Annotated in this window: 20 protein-coding genes; 4 read left to right on the top strand and 16 right to left on the bottom strand. The window is 34.2% G+C overall.

All coding sequences use genetic code 11. From position 1 onward, the window contains the following. Nucleotides 1-176 precede the first annotated feature (176 nt). The gene (locus E9099_RS06080) at nt 177-1,142 is read right to left on the bottom strand and encodes an endonuclease/exonuclease/phosphatase family protein (protein ID WP_136582801.1); all 966 of its coding nucleotides are present in this window, start codon (nt 1,140-1,142) and stop codon (nt 177-179) included. A 77-nt stretch (nt 1,143-1,219) separates the two neighbouring features. Here E9099_RS06080 and hflX point away from each other — a divergent pair, with 77 nt between their 5' ends. Further along, a complete protein-coding gene (gene hflX / locus E9099_RS06075) occupies nt 1,220-2,449 on the top strand; it encodes a GTPase HflX (protein WP_136582800.1) in 1,230 nt (409 codons plus the stop codon). A gap of 214 nt (nt 2,450-2,663) precedes the next feature. On the opposite strand, the gene E9099_RS06070 is transcribed toward hflX, so the two are convergent. From E9099_RS06070 to E9099_RS06010, 13 genes are all read right to left on the bottom strand, one after another. Beyond that, nucleotides 2,664-3,569 (bottom strand): DUF3078 domain-containing protein, encoded by a 906-nt coding sequence (locus E9099_RS06070; protein WP_136582799.1) that lies wholly within the window; start codon nt 3,567-3,569, stop codon nt 2,664-2,666. Between the two features lie 115 nt (nt 3,570-3,684). Beyond that, nucleotides 3,685-4,188, bottom strand: a complete 504-nt coding sequence (locus E9099_RS06065; RefSeq protein ID WP_136582798.1) for a DUF2480 family protein — start codon at nt 4,186-4,188, stop codon at nt 3,685-3,687. Nucleotides 4,189-4,207: 19 nt separating this feature from the next. Continuing rightward, the gene (locus tag E9099_RS06060; protein ID WP_136582797.1) at nt 4,208-6,043 is read right to left on the bottom strand and encodes an ABC transporter ATP-binding protein; all 1,836 of its coding nucleotides are present in this window, start codon (nt 6,041-6,043) and stop codon (nt 4,208-4,210) included. Between the two features lie 12 nt (nt 6,044-6,055). After that, nucleotides 6,056-6,382 (bottom strand): SUF system Fe-S cluster assembly protein, encoded by a 327-nt coding sequence (locus E9099_RS06055; protein WP_101016070.1) that lies wholly within the window; start codon nt 6,380-6,382, stop codon nt 6,056-6,058. Between the two features lie 63 nt (nt 6,383-6,445). After that, nucleotides 6,446-6,871: a SufE family protein gene (locus E9099_RS06050; RefSeq protein ID WP_136582796.1), complete on the bottom strand. Its 426-nt coding sequence runs from the start codon at nt 6,869-6,871 to the stop codon at nt 6,446-6,448. Between the two features lie 105 nt (nt 6,872-6,976). Then, entirely contained in the window at nt 6,977-7,774 is a 798-nt protein-coding gene (locus E9099_RS06045) for an META domain-containing protein (protein ID WP_136582795.1), read from the bottom strand. 52 nt (nt 7,775-7,826) lie between these two features. Further along, a complete protein-coding gene (locus E9099_RS06040) occupies nt 7,827-9,041 on the bottom strand; it encodes an aminotransferase class V-fold PLP-dependent enzyme (protein ID WP_136582794.1) in 1,215 nt (404 codons plus the stop codon). Nucleotides 9,042-9,054: 13 nt separating this feature from the next. Beyond that, entirely contained in the window at nt 9,055-9,369 is a 315-nt protein-coding gene (locus tag E9099_RS06035; protein WP_136582793.1) for a hypothetical protein, read from the bottom strand. Nucleotides 9,370-9,374: 5 nt separating this feature from the next. Then, entirely contained in the window at nt 9,375-10,688 is a 1,314-nt protein-coding gene (gene sufD / locus E9099_RS06030; protein ID WP_136582792.1) for a Fe-S cluster assembly protein SufD, read from the bottom strand. Nucleotides 10,689-10,840: 152 nt separating this feature from the next. Next, nucleotides 10,841-11,593: a Fe-S cluster assembly ATPase SufC gene (sufC, locus tag E9099_RS06025; RefSeq protein ID WP_101016081.1), complete on the bottom strand. Its 753-nt coding sequence runs from the start codon at nt 11,591-11,593 to the stop codon at nt 10,841-10,843. A 5-nt stretch (nt 11,594-11,598) separates the two neighbouring features. Next, nucleotides 11,599-11,946 carry a hypothetical protein gene (locus E9099_RS06020; protein ID WP_136582791.1) on the bottom strand — a complete coding sequence of 116 codons (348 nt, stop codon included), beginning with the start codon at nt 11,944-11,946 and terminating at the stop codon, nt 11,599-11,601. 14 nt (nt 11,947-11,960) lie between these two features. Then, complete coding sequence (gene sufB / locus E9099_RS06015; protein ID WP_136582790.1) at nt 11,961-13,409, bottom strand: Fe-S cluster assembly protein SufB; 1,449 nt, start codon at nt 13,407-13,409, stop codon at nt 11,961-11,963. Nucleotides 13,410-13,428: 19 nt separating this feature from the next. Then, nucleotides 13,429-13,758, bottom strand: coding sequence for a HesB/IscA family protein (locus E9099_RS06010; RefSeq protein ID WP_101016087.1), 330 nt, complete (start codon nt 13,756-13,758; stop codon nt 13,429-13,431). A gap of 552 nt (nt 13,759-14,310) precedes the next feature. Between E9099_RS06010 and thiL the strand changes: the two genes are divergently transcribed. Beyond that, on the top strand, nt 14,311-15,360 hold the full coding sequence (gene thiL, locus E9099_RS06005) for a thiamine-phosphate kinase (RefSeq protein WP_136582789.1): 1,050 nt from the start codon (nt 14,311-14,313) through the stop codon (nt 15,358-15,360). Here the strand turns inward: thiL and E9099_RS06000 are convergent. Continuing rightward, nucleotides 15,357-15,635: a hypothetical protein gene (locus E9099_RS06000; RefSeq protein ID WP_136582788.1), complete on the bottom strand. Its 279-nt coding sequence runs from the start codon at nt 15,633-15,635 to the stop codon at nt 15,357-15,359. The genes thiL and E9099_RS06000 overlap by 4 nt on opposite strands. A gap of 109 nt (nt 15,636-15,744) precedes the next feature. After that, complete coding sequence (locus E9099_RS05995) at nt 15,745-16,518, bottom strand: alpha/beta fold hydrolase (RefSeq protein ID WP_136582787.1); 774 nt, start codon at nt 16,516-16,518, stop codon at nt 15,745-15,747. A gap of 94 nt (nt 16,519-16,612) precedes the next feature. On the opposite strand from E9099_RS05995, the gene E9099_RS05990 reads away from it, so the two are divergent. Together E9099_RS05990 and brnQ are read left to right on the top strand one after the other, a co-directional pair. Next, nucleotides 16,613-18,160: a serine hydrolase gene (locus E9099_RS05990; RefSeq protein WP_136582786.1), complete on the top strand. Its 1,548-nt coding sequence runs from the start codon at nt 16,613-16,615 to the stop codon at nt 18,158-18,160. Nucleotides 18,161-18,162: 2 nt separating this feature from the next. Next, the gene (gene brnQ, locus E9099_RS05985; protein WP_136582785.1) at nt 18,163-19,449 is read left to right on the top strand and encodes a branched-chain amino acid transport system II carrier protein; all 1,287 of its coding nucleotides are present in this window, start codon (nt 18,163-18,165) and stop codon (nt 19,447-19,449) included. The last annotated feature ends 43 nt before the right edge of the window (nt 19,450-19,492 follow it).

The raw sequence follows: 19,492 nt of genomic DNA, 5'->3' as shown, positions 1-19,492 counted from the left end.
TTAATAGGTCTTTTATTTAAGCTTAATAATAGGTCTGGATATTTTTTGCAGATAAAGAAGCCCTTAGGCAATTTAGACAAGGGTTTCATTTAAAGGAAAGTCTGGTGATGATGCTTAAATACCAATAAAAGGTGATATAAACTAGAGCCAATATTTTTAATAAGTGTTACACAATTTTACTTTTTCTTCAAAATCATATACACAGGAAAATGATCGCTGTAGCCTCCTTTATAGGTTTTACCAACATAGGTTCTGTAAGGTGTGCCTTTATAGCGTCCTTCGGCTTGCTTTAAAAACTCAGCATCGTAAATGTCTGCTTTTACATATCTAAGAGTCTTGGATTTGCTTTCAAAAAAGTTAGGTGTAAATAATATTTGGTCAAACAAATCCCATTCATCATTATGACTAGTGGTGCCTCTGTCAATAGACAATAAGGTTTCCATTGGATTAAACAAACCTTGGTTAGCCATTAGTAATTCAATACTTTTATTGGACGGATTATCATTAAAATCACCCATAACAACTATCCTAGCATTGGGTATGTTGTCTTTTAGTGTCGCAATAATGGATTGTAAGTTATTGGATGCAGTAATACGCTTATGCTCGGTTTCATTATTACCAGTGCGTCGTGAGGGCCAATGGTTAATTAAAAAATGAATAGATTCCCCTAAAAATAATCCCGAGACTAATAAAATATCTCTGGTATAGTCTGCTGATCCATCATGGTCTTTAAAACTAAAAGTAAACACATCAGAACTTGTTACCGTAAACTTTTTACTATCGTAAATAAAAGCGACATCAATACCGCGTTCGTCTTTACTATCGTAATGCACAAATTTATAAGGGTATTCTTTAAGATGCTTAGACGTAATTAAGTCGTTTAAAACAGCTTCGTTTTCTACTTCTGCTAAACCAATAATCGCGGGATGTGCATTCGTTTCCTTTCTACCAATGTTGGAAATAGCATAACCAATGTTACGTAGCTTATTATTATAACGTTTAATAGTCCAACGTTTTTTCGATGTTGGATTAAAATCTTTATCACGTGTTAAATCATCTTTATAGATATCAAAAAGATTTTCAATATTATAAAAGGCAAACGTATGTTTTTTGGTTTTTGGCCTAAAGGGGTTGAAATTCAATAGTATAAATTTAGAAGGCTAAAAATAGCGAATTTATTATGGATACAATTGTGTAACTTTGTAGTATAATTATTTATATGTTAGAAAAAAAAGATATATCGCTTGAAAAAGCAGTTTTAATAGGTGTTGTAACTAAGGCGCAAAACGAAGAAAAATCTAAAGAATATTTAGACGAACTCGAGTTTTTGACGTTTACAGCAGGTGGTGAGGTCAAAAAACGCTTCACACAAAAAATGGAAATGCCTAACCCTAAAACATACATAGGGACTGGTAAAATGGAAGAGGTAAGACAGTATATAGAAGACAATCATATTGGGACTGCAATTTTTGATGACGAGTTATCGTCGTCGCAAGAGCGTAACATTAGTAAAATTCTAAACGTAAAAGTTTTAGACCGTACCAATTTAATTTTAGACATCTTTGCGCAACGTGCACAAACGAGCTATGCTAGAACACAGGTAGAGTTGGCCCAATGCGAATATCTATTACCAAGACTTAGAGGGATGTGGACGCACCTAGAGCGTCAAAAAGGGGGTATTGGTATGCGCGGACCTGGAGAGACAGAAATTGAAACCGATAGACGTATCGTACGGGACAGAATATCTTTACTTAAAGATAAGATTAAGACTATTGATAAGCAAATGTCAGTGCAACGTGGTAATCGCGGTAAAATGGTTAGAGTTGCTTTAGTTGGATATACCAATGTTGGTAAATCAACTTTAATGAATACCGTTAGTAAGTCAGAAGTGTTTGCAGAAAACAAATTATTTGCCACCTTGGATACTACGGTTAGAAAAGTGGTTATTCAAAATTTACCATTTTTATTAACCGATACCGTTGGGTTCATCCGCAAGTTACCAACGCAATTGGTAGATAGTTTTAAAAGTACATTAGACGAGGTTAGAGAAGCAGATTTATTATTGCACGTGGTTGATATTTCTCATCCTAATTTTGAAGATCATATCGAGTCTGTAAATAAAGTTTTAGGCGAAATTAATAGCGCCGACAAACCGGTAATAATGGTCTTTAATAAAATTGATGCTTATCAAGCAAAACCATTTGATGATACCGATTTAATTACAGAACGTACAGGTGAGTATTATAGCCTTGCAGAATGGGAGAAAACCTGGATGAACAGAGTAGGGAAGGATAATGCATTGTTTATATCAGCCTTAAACAAACAAAATTTAGAAGACTTTAAAAAACGTATCTATGATGAGGTAAGAGATATACATGTGACACGTTTCCCGTATAATAGTTTCTTGTATCCAGATTACGATTACGACAACTTAGAGGAAGAAGAGTAGTATCGTTGTGGCGTTACCCTAAAAAGGGTCAGGCTATCCGTTTTATCTTTTTTGCAAGTGACTAATAACAGCATTTGTATTTAAGTAATCTAAGGTCATTAAGTTGCTCTTAGTATAGTAAAGATCACAAAAAAGGATGCCACTACTATCCTTAACGCATAAAAAAAAGCACCTTGAAAAAGGTGCTTTTTTTTATTATGTATTGTAGGTCTTATTATATTTTGTAGTTTAAACCAACTAACCAGTAAGATTGTAATTTGTTATCTGCAGCTGGTAATAAAACATTTTGTGCATTAGCAGCTTCTTGTTTGTTGCTTCTTAAACCAAAGTCAAAACCAACACCAATCATTTTCCATAAGTTGTAACCAAAACTGTTTATCCAAGTAAAGTTAGATAAGTCGCCATCTTTATAAGATTGGAACGTAGAAAAGTTAGACTTAAAGCTAATTGCTCCAATTTGACGTGTATAGTCAGCTACTATTTTAGCACCTAAAGACGATTCAAAAACAGCATCATTTTTAGCAAATACAAAGTTGTAGTTTAATGGGTGTGCAACAACTATTAAGTTTTCAATAGGTGTCCAAGTTAAACCAACCCCAACATCTAAATATCCTGGGTCGTTAAAGTTATCTAAGATTGTCGTTCTGTATTCCGCTAAACCAGATACCGCTAAGTTTTTAGCAATGTTTCTTCCGTATAAAGAAGAGATGTTAAAAACGTCAGTTGTAGCATTAAAATCTTCGCTATCTGTTGGGTCGTTTTTATCGTCTAATTTTACCCATCCTAAGTTTACATTAAGATTGTTTCTCCAGAAAAAATCGTCTTCAATTAAGTTAGCAAAAGCATTTACTGTAATACCAATACTACCAGATGAGTTATCTGAGGCATCTTGAGAGTACCAGTTGCTAAATTCTGAAAGACTACCACCAATAGTACCAAAAGCACCTTTTCTCCATCCTGGAAGGGCATCTATTTGTGCTTGTAATGCATTAGCTTCTCCTTGTAAGGCATCGGCTGCAGCTTGTTTTTCTGCTTTCTGAGTATGTAACTCTTCTTTCGTTTGGGCTTGCATTGAAATCATTCCAATTAAAAATGCACCTGCTACTAATATTTTTTTCATAAGTTTATGTTTAAAATCAATCGGTTGCAAATATACGGTTTAGTTCTAATTTTCAGCAAAATACAAAATAAGATAAACATTTAATAGTCAGTGAGTTGAATTTTATTTAAACTGATTATCTTTTGAATAATGGCACAAAGGAACAGGCCTCTCCATACATGATGGATTTAGCATATGGTTTTAGCTTGTTAGTCATCATAACATAAGCGTTTATAGGTACTGGCAGGTTACTGCAACCTTTTATAATTACAGGTTTATCCTGGTATATTGTACCATCAATTGCTGTAATTACATCTTGATATATCGCAGTCTCTAAATCCTCAAGAGTTCCAATATGGCTCTTTTCGACGAACGGTTCTAAATTAACGGTCAACAACATAAAAGCCCAATCGGGTATGATGGCATCGGCACTGCAAGTGATAGCTACATATTGATTTTTGTACTGACTCCAGTCATGATTTTTAATGTAGTCTCTAAAATCTTTCTCTTTTAAAACCAGTTCTTGGAATAACCAATCTTTAATATCAAAAAGCACACGCATGCCTTTTGGATAGTAATCCTCAAGATCAATAGTTACTAGTTTACTGTTCGCAACGCGATTAATAATGTCTTCAGCCATAATTTAAAAATAAGTAATATTATTGGTAACCTTCTGCTTGTAATTTAAATAAGTCGGCATATAAGGACTGATTAGCCATTAATGCATCGTGTGTGCCCATTTCTAGTACGCGACCTTCCTCTAGTACTAAAATTTTATCTGCTTGCCTTACGGTGCTAAATCTGTGAGAAATAATAATACTGGTCTTGTCTTTTGTTAAGCCAATAAAACGATCAAAGACTTCGCTTTCTGCTTTTGCATCTAATGCGGATGTCGGTTCGTCTAAAATCATGACCTTGGCATCTTTCATATAAGCACGCGCTAACGCTACTTTTTGCCATTGTCCACCAGATAATTCCTGTCCTTTAGCAAAACGCTTACCAAGTTGTTGATCGTAGCCTTTTTTAAGTTCGGATACGACTTGATTGGCCAGACTTAGTTCGGCAGCGTTTTCAATTTTAGCTTGATTGTCTATTTGACTAATATCACCAATAGCTATATTTTCTCTAACGGTAAACTCGTACTTAAAAAAGTCTTGAAAAATAACACCAAAAAACGCTTGGTATTTAGCCTTGTTAAATCGGTTAATGTTAACACCGTCTAATAATATTTGTCCTGAAGTAGGTTCGTAAAATCGTAATAGCAATTTGGTTAAGGTTGTTTTTCCTGCCCCATTTTGGCCAACAAATGCTAATTTTTCTCCTGCTTTAATTTTAAAGCTAATCCCTTTTAATATTTTGTTATCGGATTCGGGGTAGGAAAACGTAACATCTCTAAATTCGAAACCTTGCGCGATAGTTTCCGGAATCGGCAGGTCCTCACTATGTTTTGGTTGGATTGAAATATCAATAAAATCAAAATAATCTTTTAGATATAAAGCACTTTCTGATATACGTGTAAACTTGGAAAAGAAATCTTGTAAGTTTCGAGTCAATCTATTAAAAGCACCAGATAAAAAAGTTAATTCACCTAAGGTAATGACACCGGATATGACACGATAAATTATAAAGACATAGGCACCATAGTAACTTAAGGTTCCTAAAACATTAAAAACAAAGCCTAAAGCGGACCGTTTAATAGCTAATGTCTTGTTGAGGTCGTAATATTCTTGTGATAAGTTTTTAAAACGATCGACTACAAAATCTGTTAAACCAAATAGTTTAATTTCTTTTGCTGTTTTATCGTTAGCTCCAATAAACCTAAGGTAGTCTAGTTCTCTACGTTCGGCAGTCCAACCTCTAGCTAAAGAGTATTGTTTTTGGCTAAACCAAATTTCGTTTATAAAAGAGGGGATGATACTTAATACTAATAGTATAATAAGGTACGGTTCAAAGTATATTAAACTGGCAACTAAAGTTGCAATAGAAATTAAGCTTTGCACCTCTCCTAAAGCATTGGACATAAGTCCGACACGACTAGTGGTTTGTGTTCTGGCACGCTCTAGTTTGTCGTAAAACTCAGAATCTTCAAGTAAACTAATATCTATTTGATTCGTTTTTTTGATGATTCTGACAGACGAGTCGATAGAGTAGGCATCACCTAATAAACTATCGGTGAGTTGTATGGCACGACTGATTAGATCAGAAAGCACTATTAAACCAAATTCAATACCAACGTAGGTCCAAAGCTGTGTTAAGTCGGAGACCTCTAACTTAGTTTGTAGTATGATTTCATCAATAATTATTTTACCAATCCATAAAATAATGACTGGTAAAACAGCACCGATAAGTCTACAGAAAGCAGAGGCTAAAAATAGCTTTTTGTTGGTGTTCCAGATTTCTTTAAAAAATCTCGGAATAAAAATTAAAGCGCTAAAAGACTTTTTAAGATTGGTTTTGTTGCCTTCTTTTAACGATTTTGGTGCTTGTCTAGCCATGTTGTTTTGTCATTAAAGCATACCAAGCTCTAATTTAGCTTCTTCGCTCATTAAGTCTTGTGTCCATGGTGGATCAAAAGTAATTTCTACTTCAGCATCATTAACGTCATTTAAAGATTTTACTTTCTCTTCAACCTCTAATGGTAACGTTTCAGCTACTGGACAGTTTGGAGTCGTTAAGGTCATTAAGATTTTTACATCATAATCTTCATTTACAAAAACGTCGTAAATTAATCCTAGTTCGTATATGTCTACTGGTATTTCTGGATCGTAAATAGTTTTTAAAACATTTACTATTTTTTCTCCTAATTCTGCTGTATCTATAGTTGTATCGCTCATTTCTTTTCTTTTTCACTTCCTTTTATCAAGGAAATCTGTTTTTTTAAATTCCGCTTTAGCGAATTATTTTAATTGTGTTTGGTAGGCGATGGCATATAACTTAATCTGCTTTATCATACTTACTAAACCATTGGCTCTAGTTGGTGATAAATGTTCCTTTAGTCCAATAGCATCAATAAAATCGGTATTGGCCTCTATAATAGCCTTTGGATGTTGATTAGAAAACACGCGTATTAAAATTGCGATAATTCCTTTAGTTATAATAGCATCACTATCTGCAGTAAATGCAATTTGATCGTCGTTAAGTTCTGCATGAACCCATACTTTACTCTGACAGCCTTTAATTATATTGGAATCTGTTTTATATTCCGGTGCTATTAGCGGAAGTGATTTTCCTAAATCTATCATGTATTGGTAACGTTCTTCCCAGTCTTCAAACATGGAAAATTCATCAACAATCTCGTCTTGTATTTCTTTAATAGTCTGCATTGTTTCAATATAATTTCGGATACAAAATTAATCAATATCCGTTGATTTATTACTAAAGAAGTCTTAAAGATATTTTTGAATATTATAGTCTTCTTGTGTGTTGTGTTATTTAGTTAAAGCAATTAGTTTGTTTACAAGAACAGCGATAGTTTTAGGAGGATTTCCTGCATCAAAAGATGGCGTACTATGTTGCGTGCCATTTACTATTATGGTTAAACTAGCTGCTGCAGCACCATCATATTGATGTGCTTTACTTGGTGGTTCGAGTTTGTCAAGCGATGCTATGTTTATAGCTTCTGTTAACTCTTTTAATGTTGACCAATCTGCTTTAGTACAGGTTTTAATATTTGGTTTGTCTGCTCTGTTAAATTGAGATTTTATAGTATTTTGATCAATTTCTATTAAAGTATACGAACCTCTAGTTGCAGCTGAATATCTAAAAGTCATCCCGTTATCTTGTTTTTGTGACTCCTCGGTATCTGATGCTTGCATACCGCTAAGTACTTCTCTTTTATTATTTAATAATGTAATGGCGTTACCAGAAACTTTATAATTAGTGGTTTCTTGTAGTGTTTCTAAAAAGGTACTTTCGATTGCATTTTCTGCTTCTGGGCACATTTTTTTTGTAGAGCCTATTTGACTAAAAGTTAACTTGTCAGCAGTCATAGTATACGTACCAAAAAAATTATTACAACCAGAAAAACCATAAATACGATTTGTAGCACTGTCAAAACTCAATGATAATTTAGTATTAGTTGTTGCTTTGCTATCTAGGGTGGTTATACTGTAAGTTCCGTTAAGTGGTGCTGTTGACATATCGGGATTTAAGCTGCTTTTTGCATCTTGAGTGGAACCACAACTATTAAGAAGGATAGAAAAAAGTAAAATAGTAATTGTTTTCATGTTAGTAATATTTGGTATTTAATTATAATATTACAAAAAAGAAGCCAAAGTTTTACGATAACATCATTTTTGCTTTTTTAATACCTGATACTAAAGCATCAATTTCGGCTTTTGTGTTATAAAAAGCAAAGGACGCTCTAATAGTTCCTGGTATTTTAAAAAATGCCATAATAGGTTGCGCGCAATGATGGCCTGTACGAACAGCGATTCCCATTTTGTCTAGTAGTGTACCAACATCATAAGGATGAATACCCTCTAAATTAAATGAAATTACTGATGTTTTGTTTTTGGATGTTCCGTAAATTTTTAAACCTTCTATTTCTAGTAGTTTTTTTGTGCCGTAGTCTAGTAAATCATGTTCGTAATCTGCAATAGCATCAAATCCAATGGCGTTCATGTAATCTAAAGCAGCAGCAAAAGCGATACCTCCACAAATGTTAGGGGTTCCTGCTTCAAATTTATGTGGTAATCCAGCGTAGGTTGTTTTTTCAAAAGTAACTTGATCAATCATTTCCCCACCGCCTTGGTATGGTTGCATTTTATTAAGCCATTCTTCTTTACCATATAACATTCCAACACCTGTTGGTCCGCATATTTTATGTGCAGAAGTGACATAAAAATCAACATCTAGAGCTTGTACATCTGGCTTGATGTGTGGGCAAGCTTGGGCACCGTCAATTAAAACAGCAGCGCCAACCTGATGGGCTTGTTTGATAATATTTTCGATAGGATTGATAGTTCCTAAAGCATTAGATATATGATTGACAAAAACTAGTTTTGTGTTTTCTGAAAGTAAATCAGCATAAGCAGTCATATCTAACTCGCCTTCCAGGGTCATTGGAATGACTTTAAGAATAGCACCAGTTTTTTCACATAGCATTTGCCAAGGCACAATATTACTGTGATGCTCTAAAGCAGAAACAATTAGCTCGTCACCTTTTTTTATTATGGAAGCAAAACCATTGGCAACTAAGTTTATACTGTGTGTCGTACCAGCGGTAAAAATGATTTCATGCGCTTTTTTAGCATTAAAATGCTTCTGAATAGTGTGTCTTGCAGCTTCATACTTATCTGTAGCTTCTTGACTTAAGGCATGTACACCTCTATGGATATTAGCATTATAGTTACTGTAGTAATCTACTATAACATCAATAACTTGTTGTGGCGTTTGTGAGGTTGCTGCATTATCAAAATATACCAAGGGTTTACCATTTACTTGTCTATTAAGTATTGGGAAATCTTTACGTATTTTGGTAATATCTAGCATGATTAGGTGTAATTTAAAACGTGTTAGCTATAAATCTAAAAAGTGAGATAAAAACGGTTGCTGCAAAAGCGGCGGCTGCCATAAAGGCGATAACGACATGGGATACTTTGATTGTTTTTTTTGCTAAAAAATTAATCAAAAATCTATAAATCAATAAGGATACAATAAGTGTTAAATAGGTTAGTGATAAACCTACAAACGTCATTAGTATCCCGTCAAAAAAACCACCTTTTGTAAAATAAAATATGGTACCTGTAACTAGAGCAATAGAAAAACAAATAGCTATTAACTTTAGAAAAGTTTTAGTTGAAATCTTTAAAACATCCATATTTTTTACAAGTCAAAACCAATATTAACGCCTAGTTTGTTTGCTATAATTTTGGTGATACGTTGTTTTAATTCTGGAATTTTTACAGATTTTAAAACGTTATTACTAAACGCATACATTAATAACCCTTTAGCTTCTTTTTCAGGAATACCTCTAGATTTCATGTAAAACAAAGCACTTTCGTCTAATTGTCCTATAGTACAACCATGAGAGCATTTTACATCATCTGCAAAAATTTCAAGTTGTGGTTTAGAGTTAATAGTGGCTTTATCACTTAGTAAAATATTGTTGTTGGATTGAAACGCATTTGTTTTTTGCGCTTCTTTATTAACAACTACTTTTCCATTAAATACACCTGTCGCACTATCGTTAAAAATTCCCTTGTAATCTTGGTGACTTTCGCAATTTGGTTCGATATGATGGACTAGTGTATTATGATCAACATGTTGCTTATCCCCAATAATGGTTACTCCATTTAATGTAGAGTCCATATATTCTCCATTTTGGTAAAAGTTAAGATTGTTACGTGTCAACTTTCCTCCAAAAGTAAAGGTATGCACGGAGACATGACTTTCTCTTTTTTGATCTACAAATGTACTGTCAATTAAAGACGCGTTTTTATTGTCATTTTGTACTTTGTAGTAATCTACAATGGCACGTTTATCGGCAATAATCTCAGTCACCGAATTTGTTAATACAGGATTGTCTGTAAGACTTTGGTGGCGTTCGATAATCTGAACATGAGAGTTTTCGTCTACGACAATTAAGTTACGAGGCTGTACCATTAAGGCTGCTTCACTTCCTGTAGAGAAATGTACGATTTCTATTGGTTTTGCAACCACTTTATTTTTAGGGATGTGTATGTAAGCACCCTCTTTTGAAAAGGCTGTGTTTAAAGAGGATAAACCATCTTTAGACGCTATTTTGTTAAAGTAATTCTCAATAATTAGTTGATATTTTGATTTGTGTAATGCAGCAGACATTAAACACACATCAATACCATCGTGTGTTGTTTCTGATAAGTTAGACGAATATTTTCCATCAATAAACACAATTTTGTAAGTGTCTATATCATCTAGAAAGTATTTTTTAACATCACTATATTCTAAAGCATTATCTTGTTTAGGAAACAGACTGTAGTCTTGTTTTAAAACACTGTTTAAAGACGTGTATTTCCAAGCTTCGTCCTTTTTGGTAGGAAAGCCTTCTGCTTCAAACGTTTTTATTGCTTCACTTCTAATATCGTGAATTTTAGAATCGATATCAACATGATTTTCGAATGCTAAAAAGGACGATACTAATTTTTCTTTTAAACTCATATTCTTTTAAGTCTTCAGTAATCAGTCTTCGGTTTGGCACAAGGGCTAACCGTGTCGTGTAATGATTACTGTGTGTTTATTTTGAAAGCTTTAAATTTTGGACGGATCAGTTAGTGTAAACCAAGGTAAACAGTGATTGATCATGGCCTTTTTTAAGCGTCTACTTCTTCTTTAATCCAGTCGTAACCTTTTTCTTCTAACTCGTGTGCTAATTCTTTTCCTCCAGATTTAACAATTTTTCCGTTATATAAAACGTGTACAAAATCCGGTACGATATAATCTAATAAACGTTGGTAGTGCGTAATTACTATAACAGCATTGTCTTTGCTTTTTAGTTTGTTGACACCATTAGCAACGATACGTAAAGCATCAATATCTAATCCAGAATCAGTTTCGTCAAGAATAGCTAATTTAGGCTCTAACATCGCCATTTGAAAAATTTCATTACGTTTCTTTTCTCCTCCAGAAAATCCTTCGTTTAAAGAACGTGATAAAAACTTACGGTCAATTTCTAAAAGTTCTGCTTTTTCACGAATTAGTTTAAGCATTTCTTTTGCAGGCATATCTTCTAAGCCTTTTGCTTTTCTAGTTTCGTTAATCGCTGTTTTAATAAAATTAGTAACGCTAACTCCAGGTATTTCTACTGGATATTGGAATGATAAGAACACCCCTTTATGTGCGCGTTCTTCAGCTGCTAAATCTTCAAGATCTTCTCCTTCTAAAACAATAGTACCTTCTGTGACTTCGTATTCTTCTTTTCCTGCAATTACAGAAGCTAACGTACTTTTTCCAGAACCGTTTGGTCCCATTATAGCATGTACTTCTCCTGCTTTTACTTCAAGATTAATTCCTCTTAAAATGGATTTATCTTCAATGTTTGCGTGTAGGTTGTTTATCTTTAACATATTACTTATTTTCCTAGTTTGATAACGTCGTTTTTATTCTGAGCTAAAGCAGTTACGCTTATAACTTTATTTATTTTTAGTTTGTATGGCCAGCCTTCTTCATTGTCTTCTTTCGGAATCAATTCGCCTAAAACCTCAACTTTTACCATATCTGTTGGTTCTTTTTGAAAAGCTTTAGCTTGATTTGCGATTTCGGTAACCTTATCATTTAAAACAACACCATGAATGTCATTGTCAACCTGAAACACAGCAGCATCTGCATAATACACAAAGTCTCCTGTAAATGGTTTTCCTTGGTCAGTTTTGCAACTCACAAAAGCGATAAATAATAATAGAGTGACTAGTTTTTTCATATTGAATAGTGTTTTTAACCTACAGAGCCTTCTAAAGAAATTTCCAATAATTTTTGTGCCTCTACAGCAAATTCCATTGGTAACTTATTTAAGACGTCTTTACTAAAACCATTTACAATTAAAGCAATGGCTTTTTCTGTGTCTATACCACGTTGGTTGCAGTAAAAAATTTGGTCTTCACCAATTTTACTTGTTGTTGCTTCGTGTTCTACCTGAGCCGTTTTGTTTTTAGCTTCAATGTAAGGGAAGGTATGTGCGCCACATTCGTTACCCATTAGTAAACTATCACATTGGGAGAAGTTTCTTGCATTATCTGCGCGACCGCCAATGTGTACTAAACCACGATATGAGTTTTGAGAATGTCCAGCAGAAATTCCTTTAGAAATAATGGTTGACTTGGTGTTTTTACCCAAATGAATCATTTTTGTTCCAGTATCTGCTTGTTGGTAGTTATTGGTTACTGCTATAGAATAAAATTCGCCTACAGAGTTATCTCCTTTTAAGATACAAGACGGGTATTTCCAAGTTACGGCACTACCTGTTTCTACTTGTGTCCATGAGATTTTTGCGTTTTTCTCGCATAAACCACGTTTAGTTACAAAGTTGTAAACACCACCTTTACCTTCAGCATTTCCTGGGTACCAGTTTTGAACGGTACTATATTTAATTTCAGCATCATCTAAAGCAATAAGCTCTACAACTGCAGCGTGTAATTGGTTTTCGTCACGACTTGGTGCGGTACAACCTTCTAGGTAAGAGACATAGCTTCCTTCGTCAGCAACTAATAATGTGCGCTCAAATTGACCTGTTCCACCTTGATTGATTCTAAAATAGGTTGATAATTCCATTGGGCATTTAACACCTTTAGGAATATAACAAAATGAACCATCACTAAATACAGCTGAATTTAGAGCGGCATAAAAATTATCTGTGGTTGGAACAATAGTCCCGATATATTTTCTTACTAATTCAGGGTGTTCTTTTATCGCTTCAGAAATAGGCATAAAAATAATCCCTTTTTCTGCTAATGTTTTTTTGAAAGTGGTAGCAACAGACACTGAATCGACCACAATATCCATTGCGACGTTATTCATTTTCTTTTGCTCGTCAACAGAGATTCCTAATTTTTTATACATCGCTAATAGATCTGGATCTACATCGTCTAATGTTTTGTTAGGGTCTACAGCTACGGGAGCAGAGTAGTAAGCAATCGCTTGAAAATCTGGTTTAGTATAACGTACATTGGCCCATTCTGGTTCTTCCATAGTTTTCCAAACCTTGAAAGCTTCTAATCGCCATTCTGTCATCCATTCTGGCTCTTCTTTTTTCATAGAAATAGCACGAACGATATCTTCGTTTAGACCAATAGGGAATGTTTCAGATTCTATGTCTGTAAAAAAACCATATTCATATTCTTTGGTTTTTAATTCTTCTCTAAGGTCGTCCTCTGTATACTTTGACATATTTTGTCTTTAAGTTTAATTATAATGAAAATGATTCGCCACACCCGCAAGTTCGGTTGGCATTAGGATTATTAAACACAAAACCGGTTCCGTTTAATCCACCTGAATATTCTAAAGTTGTCCCTATTAGGTATAAAAAACTTTTTTTGTCTACAATAATTTTTACATTATTATCTTCAAAGACCTTGTCTTCGTCTTCTTTTGTTTTGTCAAATTTTAAATCATAAGACAAACCAGAACAACCACCACTTTTTACACCTACGCGAACGTAGTCTATGCTTGGGTTAAAGCCATCATCAGTCATTAGTTCAATGACTTTCTTTTTAGCTGTATCAGAAACTTTTATCATACCTGTTAATTAGATTTTATCTAAATAGATTACAAAGATACAACAACAGTCGCTTTTTTCCATAGCAACTAACATTATATTAGTATATGGTTTTATAGGTTTTTCTTATTATTGAATAAAAGCAGGATTGGTAATAAAAGTGGGGTCAGAAAGTGTCAGTAAAAAGGCTTTTAAATCGGCCTTATCTTGGGCGGTTAATTGGACGCCTTTGCAGACTTTTTTTTTATTAAATAATCGAGAAATCCTTGTCGTTATAGGGGGAATTGGTCTCTGCGCTATTTACTGAGTATTTCAAATCTATCGATATATAGGGTTTGTATTAATATTAATTGATAACTAATTTAATATAAAGAGGATAAGTGTTTTTATACGGACTGATGGACTATAGATATTCTTGATTGTACTTGATAGGCTGACTGATAAGACTTACATACCATGCTTTAGGTGTGTTAAGTGGCTGGGTTTGTAACTAATCTCAATTGTTTTGTTGAAAAATAAACAATTTAAAGTCTTTTAGACTGACTATTAAATAATGCTTAGTATTTTTGCAGAATGATAGAAGACAAAAATCAACAACGTACAGACTTAAGCCAATTAGGAGAATTTGGGTTAATAGATCATTTAGCAAAAAACTTTAAGATAACACAACAATCTACCATTAAAGCTATGGGTGATGATGCTGCTGTTTTAGAATTTGGAGAGAATAGAGTGGTTGTTAGTACTGACTTTTTAGTAGAAGGTGTACATTTTGATTTGGCCTACATGCCATTAAAGCATTTGGGTTATAAAGCAGTAATTGTTAATTTGTCTGATGTGTACGCCATGAATGCGGAAGCAACACAGGTAACAGTGTCTATTGCTGTGTCTAATCGGTTTCCTTTGGAAGCTATTGAAGAGTTGTATGCTGGGATACAAACGGCTTGCGAACTTTATAATGTAGATTTAGTCGGAGGAGATACAACCTCTTCAACCTCGGGCTTAATTATTTCTGTAACGGCTATTGGTCAAGTTAAATCAGGAGATGAGGTTTATAGAAGTGGCGCTAAACCTAACGACTTGTTAGTGGTTACTGGAGATTTAGGAGGGGCTTATTTAGGATTGCAAGTTTTAGAACGTGAAAAAGAAGTCTTTAAAGTGAATCCAAATAGCCAACCAGATCTAGATGCTTATACTTATATTATTGAACGTCAATTAAAGCCTGAAGCTAGAAAAGATATTGTTAAATTATTACAAGATTTAGAGGTTAAGCCGACGTCTATGATTGATATTAGTGATGGCTTATCTTCAGAGATTTTACATTTATGTAAAGAAAGTAAAGTGGGTTGTGATTTGTATGAAGACAAATTACCCTTGGATCCTCAGGTTATTTCTACTAGTGAGGAGTTTAAAATGGACAGTACTACTATCGCTTTAAGTGGTGGTGAAGATTATGAGTTATTAATGACTATATCTCAAGACGATTTTCCTAAAATAAAGGCTAACCCTAATTTAACGGTTATTGGTTTTATTACAGATGAAGCTTCTGGTGCACACTTAGTCACTAGAGGTGATCAAAAGATACAACTTACTGCGCAAGGATGGAATAGTTTTAATAAAGACTAAGAGGTCATTTTTAACAGTGGCTTGTTTAATTCCTGATTAGCATAACGGGTTTGTTTATTTTGATGAATCTTTTTTAATACAGAGTTAATTTCTCTGTACTTAGGCGTTAAATCTGTTAAGGCGCCATTACTGTTTGTGGTCATTTCTTTTTTACAATGGCTACATTGGTACTCGTAAACGTGATGCGTTATTTGTTTGCTAACGGAAAATTTGTGGCCGAAAATGGAACAATATAATTTTCCTTTTCTGGACGGTTTTTGCTGTACTTTATTCATGACTAGTTATGTGTTAGATTTCATACATATGGTTATGTTGTTTAAAATCTGATATATAGCGAAAGCCGAATGTAAAAAAAAAACCGTAACAAGTCGTCAAAAGCCCCGTTTATTCGACGAAGTGCATTATATTTTGTAGGAATTCTTCTTTATTTTCTATATGAGACATGTGTCCACCCTCTAAAACGTTGATAGTTACGTCTTTTAATTTTTCTAAGTGTTGTAAGTCTGTTTTGGACAAAATAGGATCGTTTTTACCTGCAATAATTAATTTTTTACAGGTTAAGTTTTTTAAAATCAAAGTGCTATCTGCTCTTAATTTCATACCTTCTTGTGTGGCAACATAACCTTGAAGCGGTGTTTTTAATGCTTCGGTTTTAATCTGCTCAATCTCTTTTTCAAAACGTAGTCTGTTGTCTTCGTAAAATAAGTTGCTGATAGACATGCTTACTAGATTACTGTAATTGGTTTTGGCAACTCTTATCGCTCGATCTCGTAGTGCGATACGTTCTTTACTATCTGCAAAAGGTGTCGAGTTCATTAAACACAACCCTTCTAGGGCGTCTGGCTTTTTTTCGGCGAAAGCCAAAGCAACATAACCACCAAGGGAATGCCCAATTAGCGTTGTTTTAGCAATATTTAAATTAACAAGGACGGCATTTACAGCCTCTGCTAAGTCTTGCATGGTATGAACATAACCCAAACAATCCGTTAAACCATGACCTAATAAATCAATGGTTATGACTTGATGTGTTTTTTCTAGCAACGCAACAGTATCGGTCCACATCGTACTGTTTTCTAAAAATCCGTGTAACAATGTAACGGTTTTGCCTTGTCCAGAAATGGTGTAGGCAATGGAAATGCCTTTGTAGGTTAAATTCATAGTTTGCAAAGATAGGATTTGTGCTGTTTTTAGTAAGTTGTTTTGTTTAACTATTTACTATATTTGAGAACCTATATTGTAACTTATTAAAATTATGAAATTAAAATCTATCCTTTATACTATTGCTTGTTTTAGTTGTGTGACATTATCCGCACAAGTCGATGATGCAAAACTAGATCAACTTATAGAAAACACTTTAAAAACATTTGAGGTGCCTGGGATTTCAGTAGGGGTTATTAAGGATGGCCATGTAGTTTATGCTAAAGGTCATGGTGTACGTGCATTATCCAATAAAAAGGAGATGGATAATAGTACTTTAGTAGGTATTGCCTCTAATAGTAAAGGGTTTACGTGTTTTGCATTGGCCATGATGGTAGATGCTGGTAAATTAAATTGGGATGACAAAGTAAGACAACATATTCCGGAGTTTAAATTAAAGGATGCTTGGGTGACAGAACAGTTTACAGTTAGAGATTTAGTTACACATCGTAGCGGAATGGGCTTAGGTGCAGGAGATTTAATGTTTTTTCCAGAAGCAGATTTTAAAGTAGCGGATGTTATCAATAATGTAGGACACTTAGAAGCAGAAAGTTCTTTTAGAAGTCAGTTTGCCTATAATAACAACATGTTTATTATTGCAGGTGAAGTTTTAAAACGGGTGAGCGGATTGTCTTGGGAAGCTTTTATTGAAACTAAAATCATGGCACCTGTTGGGATGACTAACAGTGTGGCGTCTTATAATCGTGTGACTGATAGGTCTAATATTATTGAAGCACATACGCTTGCAGATGGTAAGCTAGTACAAATACCACACGATTGGAGTCCAACAGCTAATCCAGCAGGAGGAATTATGAGTAATGTGGATGATATGTTAGTTTGGGCTCAGTTTTTAATGAATGATGCTGTGACTATTAAAGGCGAACGTTTATTATCAGAAGCACAGTTTCATGAGTTATGGCAACTACAAACGCCTCTTAAAGTGAGAAAAAACGATAGTTATGATTCTAATTTTAAAGGCTATGGTTTAGGTTGGTTTTTGACGGACGTTAAAGGGGGGCATAAACAAGTGTATCATACTGGAGGGTTATTAGGTACGGTAACACAGTTTACTATGATTCCGGATTTGGATTTAGCCATAGTCGTGTTGACTAATCAAATGAATGGGTCTGCATTTAATACCATTACCAATACTATTAAAGATAGCTATTTAGGTTACGACGATCGTAATTGGTTAGAGAAATTAGGGACAAGTAATAAAGAATGGTACCAGTATAATGACAGTTTGAAAACAGCTGTTTTTGGGCAAGTGGCTAAAATGAAGAAGAGTAAGACTATTGCAAAAGCGAATACTATTGTTGGAGCCTATAAGGATGTTTGGTTTGGAAAGGTTAATATTACGCAAAGCGGAAAGGAATTGAGACTGGCTTCAGAAAAATCTCAAACGTTAAAAGGAAGCCTACTGCCTTACAACGCAACGACTTTTATTGTTAAATGGGATAACAGAAGTTATGATGCAGATTGTTTTGTGCAATTTGTGTTTAATGAAAAAGGACAAGCCGTTAGCGCGACTTTAAAGCCTATTGCGCCGGTTACGGATTTTAGCTTTGATTTTGAAGACTTAAAATTAATTAAACAAGACTAATTTTGAATAAAACAAAAGACCTTCTAATAACAAGCTTCGCTTTGTTTTCGCTGTTTTTTGGAGCAGGAAATTTATTATTACCACCATTATTAGGTTATAATGCTGGCGAAAATTGGTTTTGGGTAACCCTTGGCTTTATCATTACAGCGGTAGCGATACCAATTATTGGTATTTATGCACATGCCAAATTACAAGGGACTTTGTATGACTTTGGTAAAAAAGTATCACCAACGTTTAGTTTTATTTACTGTATACTAATTTATTTAATAGCGGTTGCTATTCCGTCGCCGCGTACGGCATCGGCAACGCATGAGATTGCCATACACCCTAACTTTGGGACCTCGCCATTATTAACCAGTAGTATCTACTTTATTTTAGTGTTAATTTTTGCTTTAAACCGCTCTAAAATATTAAATATAATAGGTAAATATCTGACGCCATTTATTGTTATTATTTTATTATTGGTTATTGGGATCGGATTATATTCGACACAAATGATCACTAATCCGACGACGATGGATACACCAATTGTTAGTGGGATTTTAGAGGGATATCAAACCTTTGATGCCATTGCTGCAGTGGTGGTTGGTGCGGTTATTATTATCTCTATTAATTTAAAAACAGATGCTTCTTTTGAGGCTAAAAAGGATTTAATTAAAAAATCTGGGCTTATTGCAGGCCTAGGATTGTTTATTATATATGCAGGTTTAATTGCTGTTGGAGCCTCATACGGAGGAGAAATTGATATCAATAGTACCTTAAATAGCGATATGCAACGGGCTAATTTATTAACAGGAATTAGTGTTAAGGCTTTGGGGAGTTTTGGGTATGCCGTATTAAGTGTGCTAATTGCATTGGCATGTTTTACTACAGCAGTCGGTATTGTTACTGGTACCGCAGATTATTTTAAAGGACTAATCAATGACTCGCAAACGGTTTACGTTATTACAGCAGTTGTGGCCAGTGTCTTTGGAGTTGTGGTTGGACAATTAGATTTTAATACTATTATAGTTGTGGCGTTACCAGTGTTATTGTTTATTTATCCAATAACTATTGTGCTTATTTTATTAAATGCGATACCAAACAAATATGCGTCTAGTCTAGTGTTTAGAGTGGTAGTTTTATTAACGTTTGTGTTTAGTATTCCTGATGTATTGGGGTTTTTAAGTCCTTCAGAAGGTTTAACAAAAGTAATTGCGATAATCCCGTTTGCAAAACACAGTTTAGGTTGGGTGTTACCTGCCATTATTGGATTTATTGGGGCTAATTTGATTTTACAAAAGGCTTGATATTGTAAATTTTAGTTCTTAAATTTGTGTAATAACTTAAAAT

The sequence above is a fragment of the Psychroserpens sp. NJDZ02 genome, from assembly GCF_004843725.1.
In the GTDB taxonomy this organism is placed as follows: domain Bacteria; phylum Bacteroidota; class Bacteroidia; order Flavobacteriales; family Flavobacteriaceae; genus Olleya.
This window is presented reverse-complemented; position numbering and strand designations above follow the sequence as displayed.

Bases quoted from the DNA above. Each gene is read 5' to 3' on its own strand.
- hflX (WP_136582800.1), top strand. From the start codon at position 1,220: ATGTTAGAAAAAAAAGATATATCGCTTGAAAAAGCAGTTTTAATAGGT.
- E9099_RS06070 (WP_136582799.1), bottom strand. From the start codon at position 3,569: ATGAAAAAAATATTAGTAGCAGGTGCATTTTTAATTGGAATGATTTCA.
- E9099_RS06065 (WP_136582798.1), bottom strand. From the start codon at position 4,188: ATGGCTGAAGACATTATTAATCGCGTTGCGAACAGTAAACTAGTAACT.
- E9099_RS06060 (WP_136582797.1), bottom strand. From the start codon at position 6,043: ATGGCTAGACAAGCACCAAAATCGTTAAAAGAAGGCAACAAAACCAAT.
- E9099_RS06055 (WP_101016070.1), bottom strand. From the start codon at position 6,382: ATGAGCGATACAACTATAGATACAGCAGAATTAGGAGAAAAAATAGTA.
- E9099_RS06050 (WP_136582796.1), bottom strand. From the start codon at position 6,871: ATGCAGACTATTAAAGAAATACAAGACGAGATTGTTGATGAATTTTCC.
- E9099_RS06045 (WP_136582795.1), bottom strand. From the start codon at position 7,774: ATGAAAACAATTACTATTTTACTTTTTTCTATCCTTCTTAATAGTTGT.
- E9099_RS06040 (WP_136582794.1), bottom strand. From the start codon at position 9,041: ATGCTAGATATTACCAAAATACGTAAAGATTTCCCAATACTTAATAGA.
- E9099_RS06035 (WP_136582793.1), bottom strand. From the start codon at position 9,369: ATGGATGTTTTAAAGATTTCAACTAAAACTTTTCTAAAGTTAATAGCT.
- sufD (WP_136582792.1), bottom strand. From the start codon at position 10,688: ATGAGTTTAAAAGAAAAATTAGTATCGTCCTTTTTAGCATTCGAAAAT.
- sufC (WP_101016081.1), bottom strand. From the start codon at position 11,593: ATGTTAAAGATAAACAACCTACACGCAAACATTGAAGATAAATCCATT.
- E9099_RS06020 (WP_136582791.1), bottom strand. From the start codon at position 11,946: ATGAAAAAACTAGTCACTCTATTATTATTTATCGCTTTTGTGAGTTGC.
- sufB (WP_136582790.1), bottom strand. From the start codon at position 13,409: ATGTCAAAGTATACAGAGGACGACCTTAGAGAAGAATTAAAAACCAAA.
- E9099_RS06010 (WP_101016087.1), bottom strand. From the start codon at position 13,758: ATGATAAAAGTTTCTGATACAGCTAAAAAGAAAGTCATTGAACTAATG.
- thiL (WP_136582789.1), top strand. From the start codon at position 14,311: ATGATAGAAGACAAAAATCAACAACGTACAGACTTAAGCCAATTAGGA.
- E9099_RS06000 (WP_136582788.1), bottom strand. From the start codon at position 15,635: ATGAATAAAGTACAGCAAAAACCGTCCAGAAAAGGAAAATTATATTGT.
- E9099_RS05995 (WP_136582787.1), bottom strand. From the start codon at position 16,518: ATGAATTTAACCTACAAAGGCATTTCCATTGCCTACACCATTTCTGGA.
- E9099_RS05990 (WP_136582786.1), top strand. From the start codon at position 16,613: ATGAAATTAAAATCTATCCTTTATACTATTGCTTGTTTTAGTTGTGTG.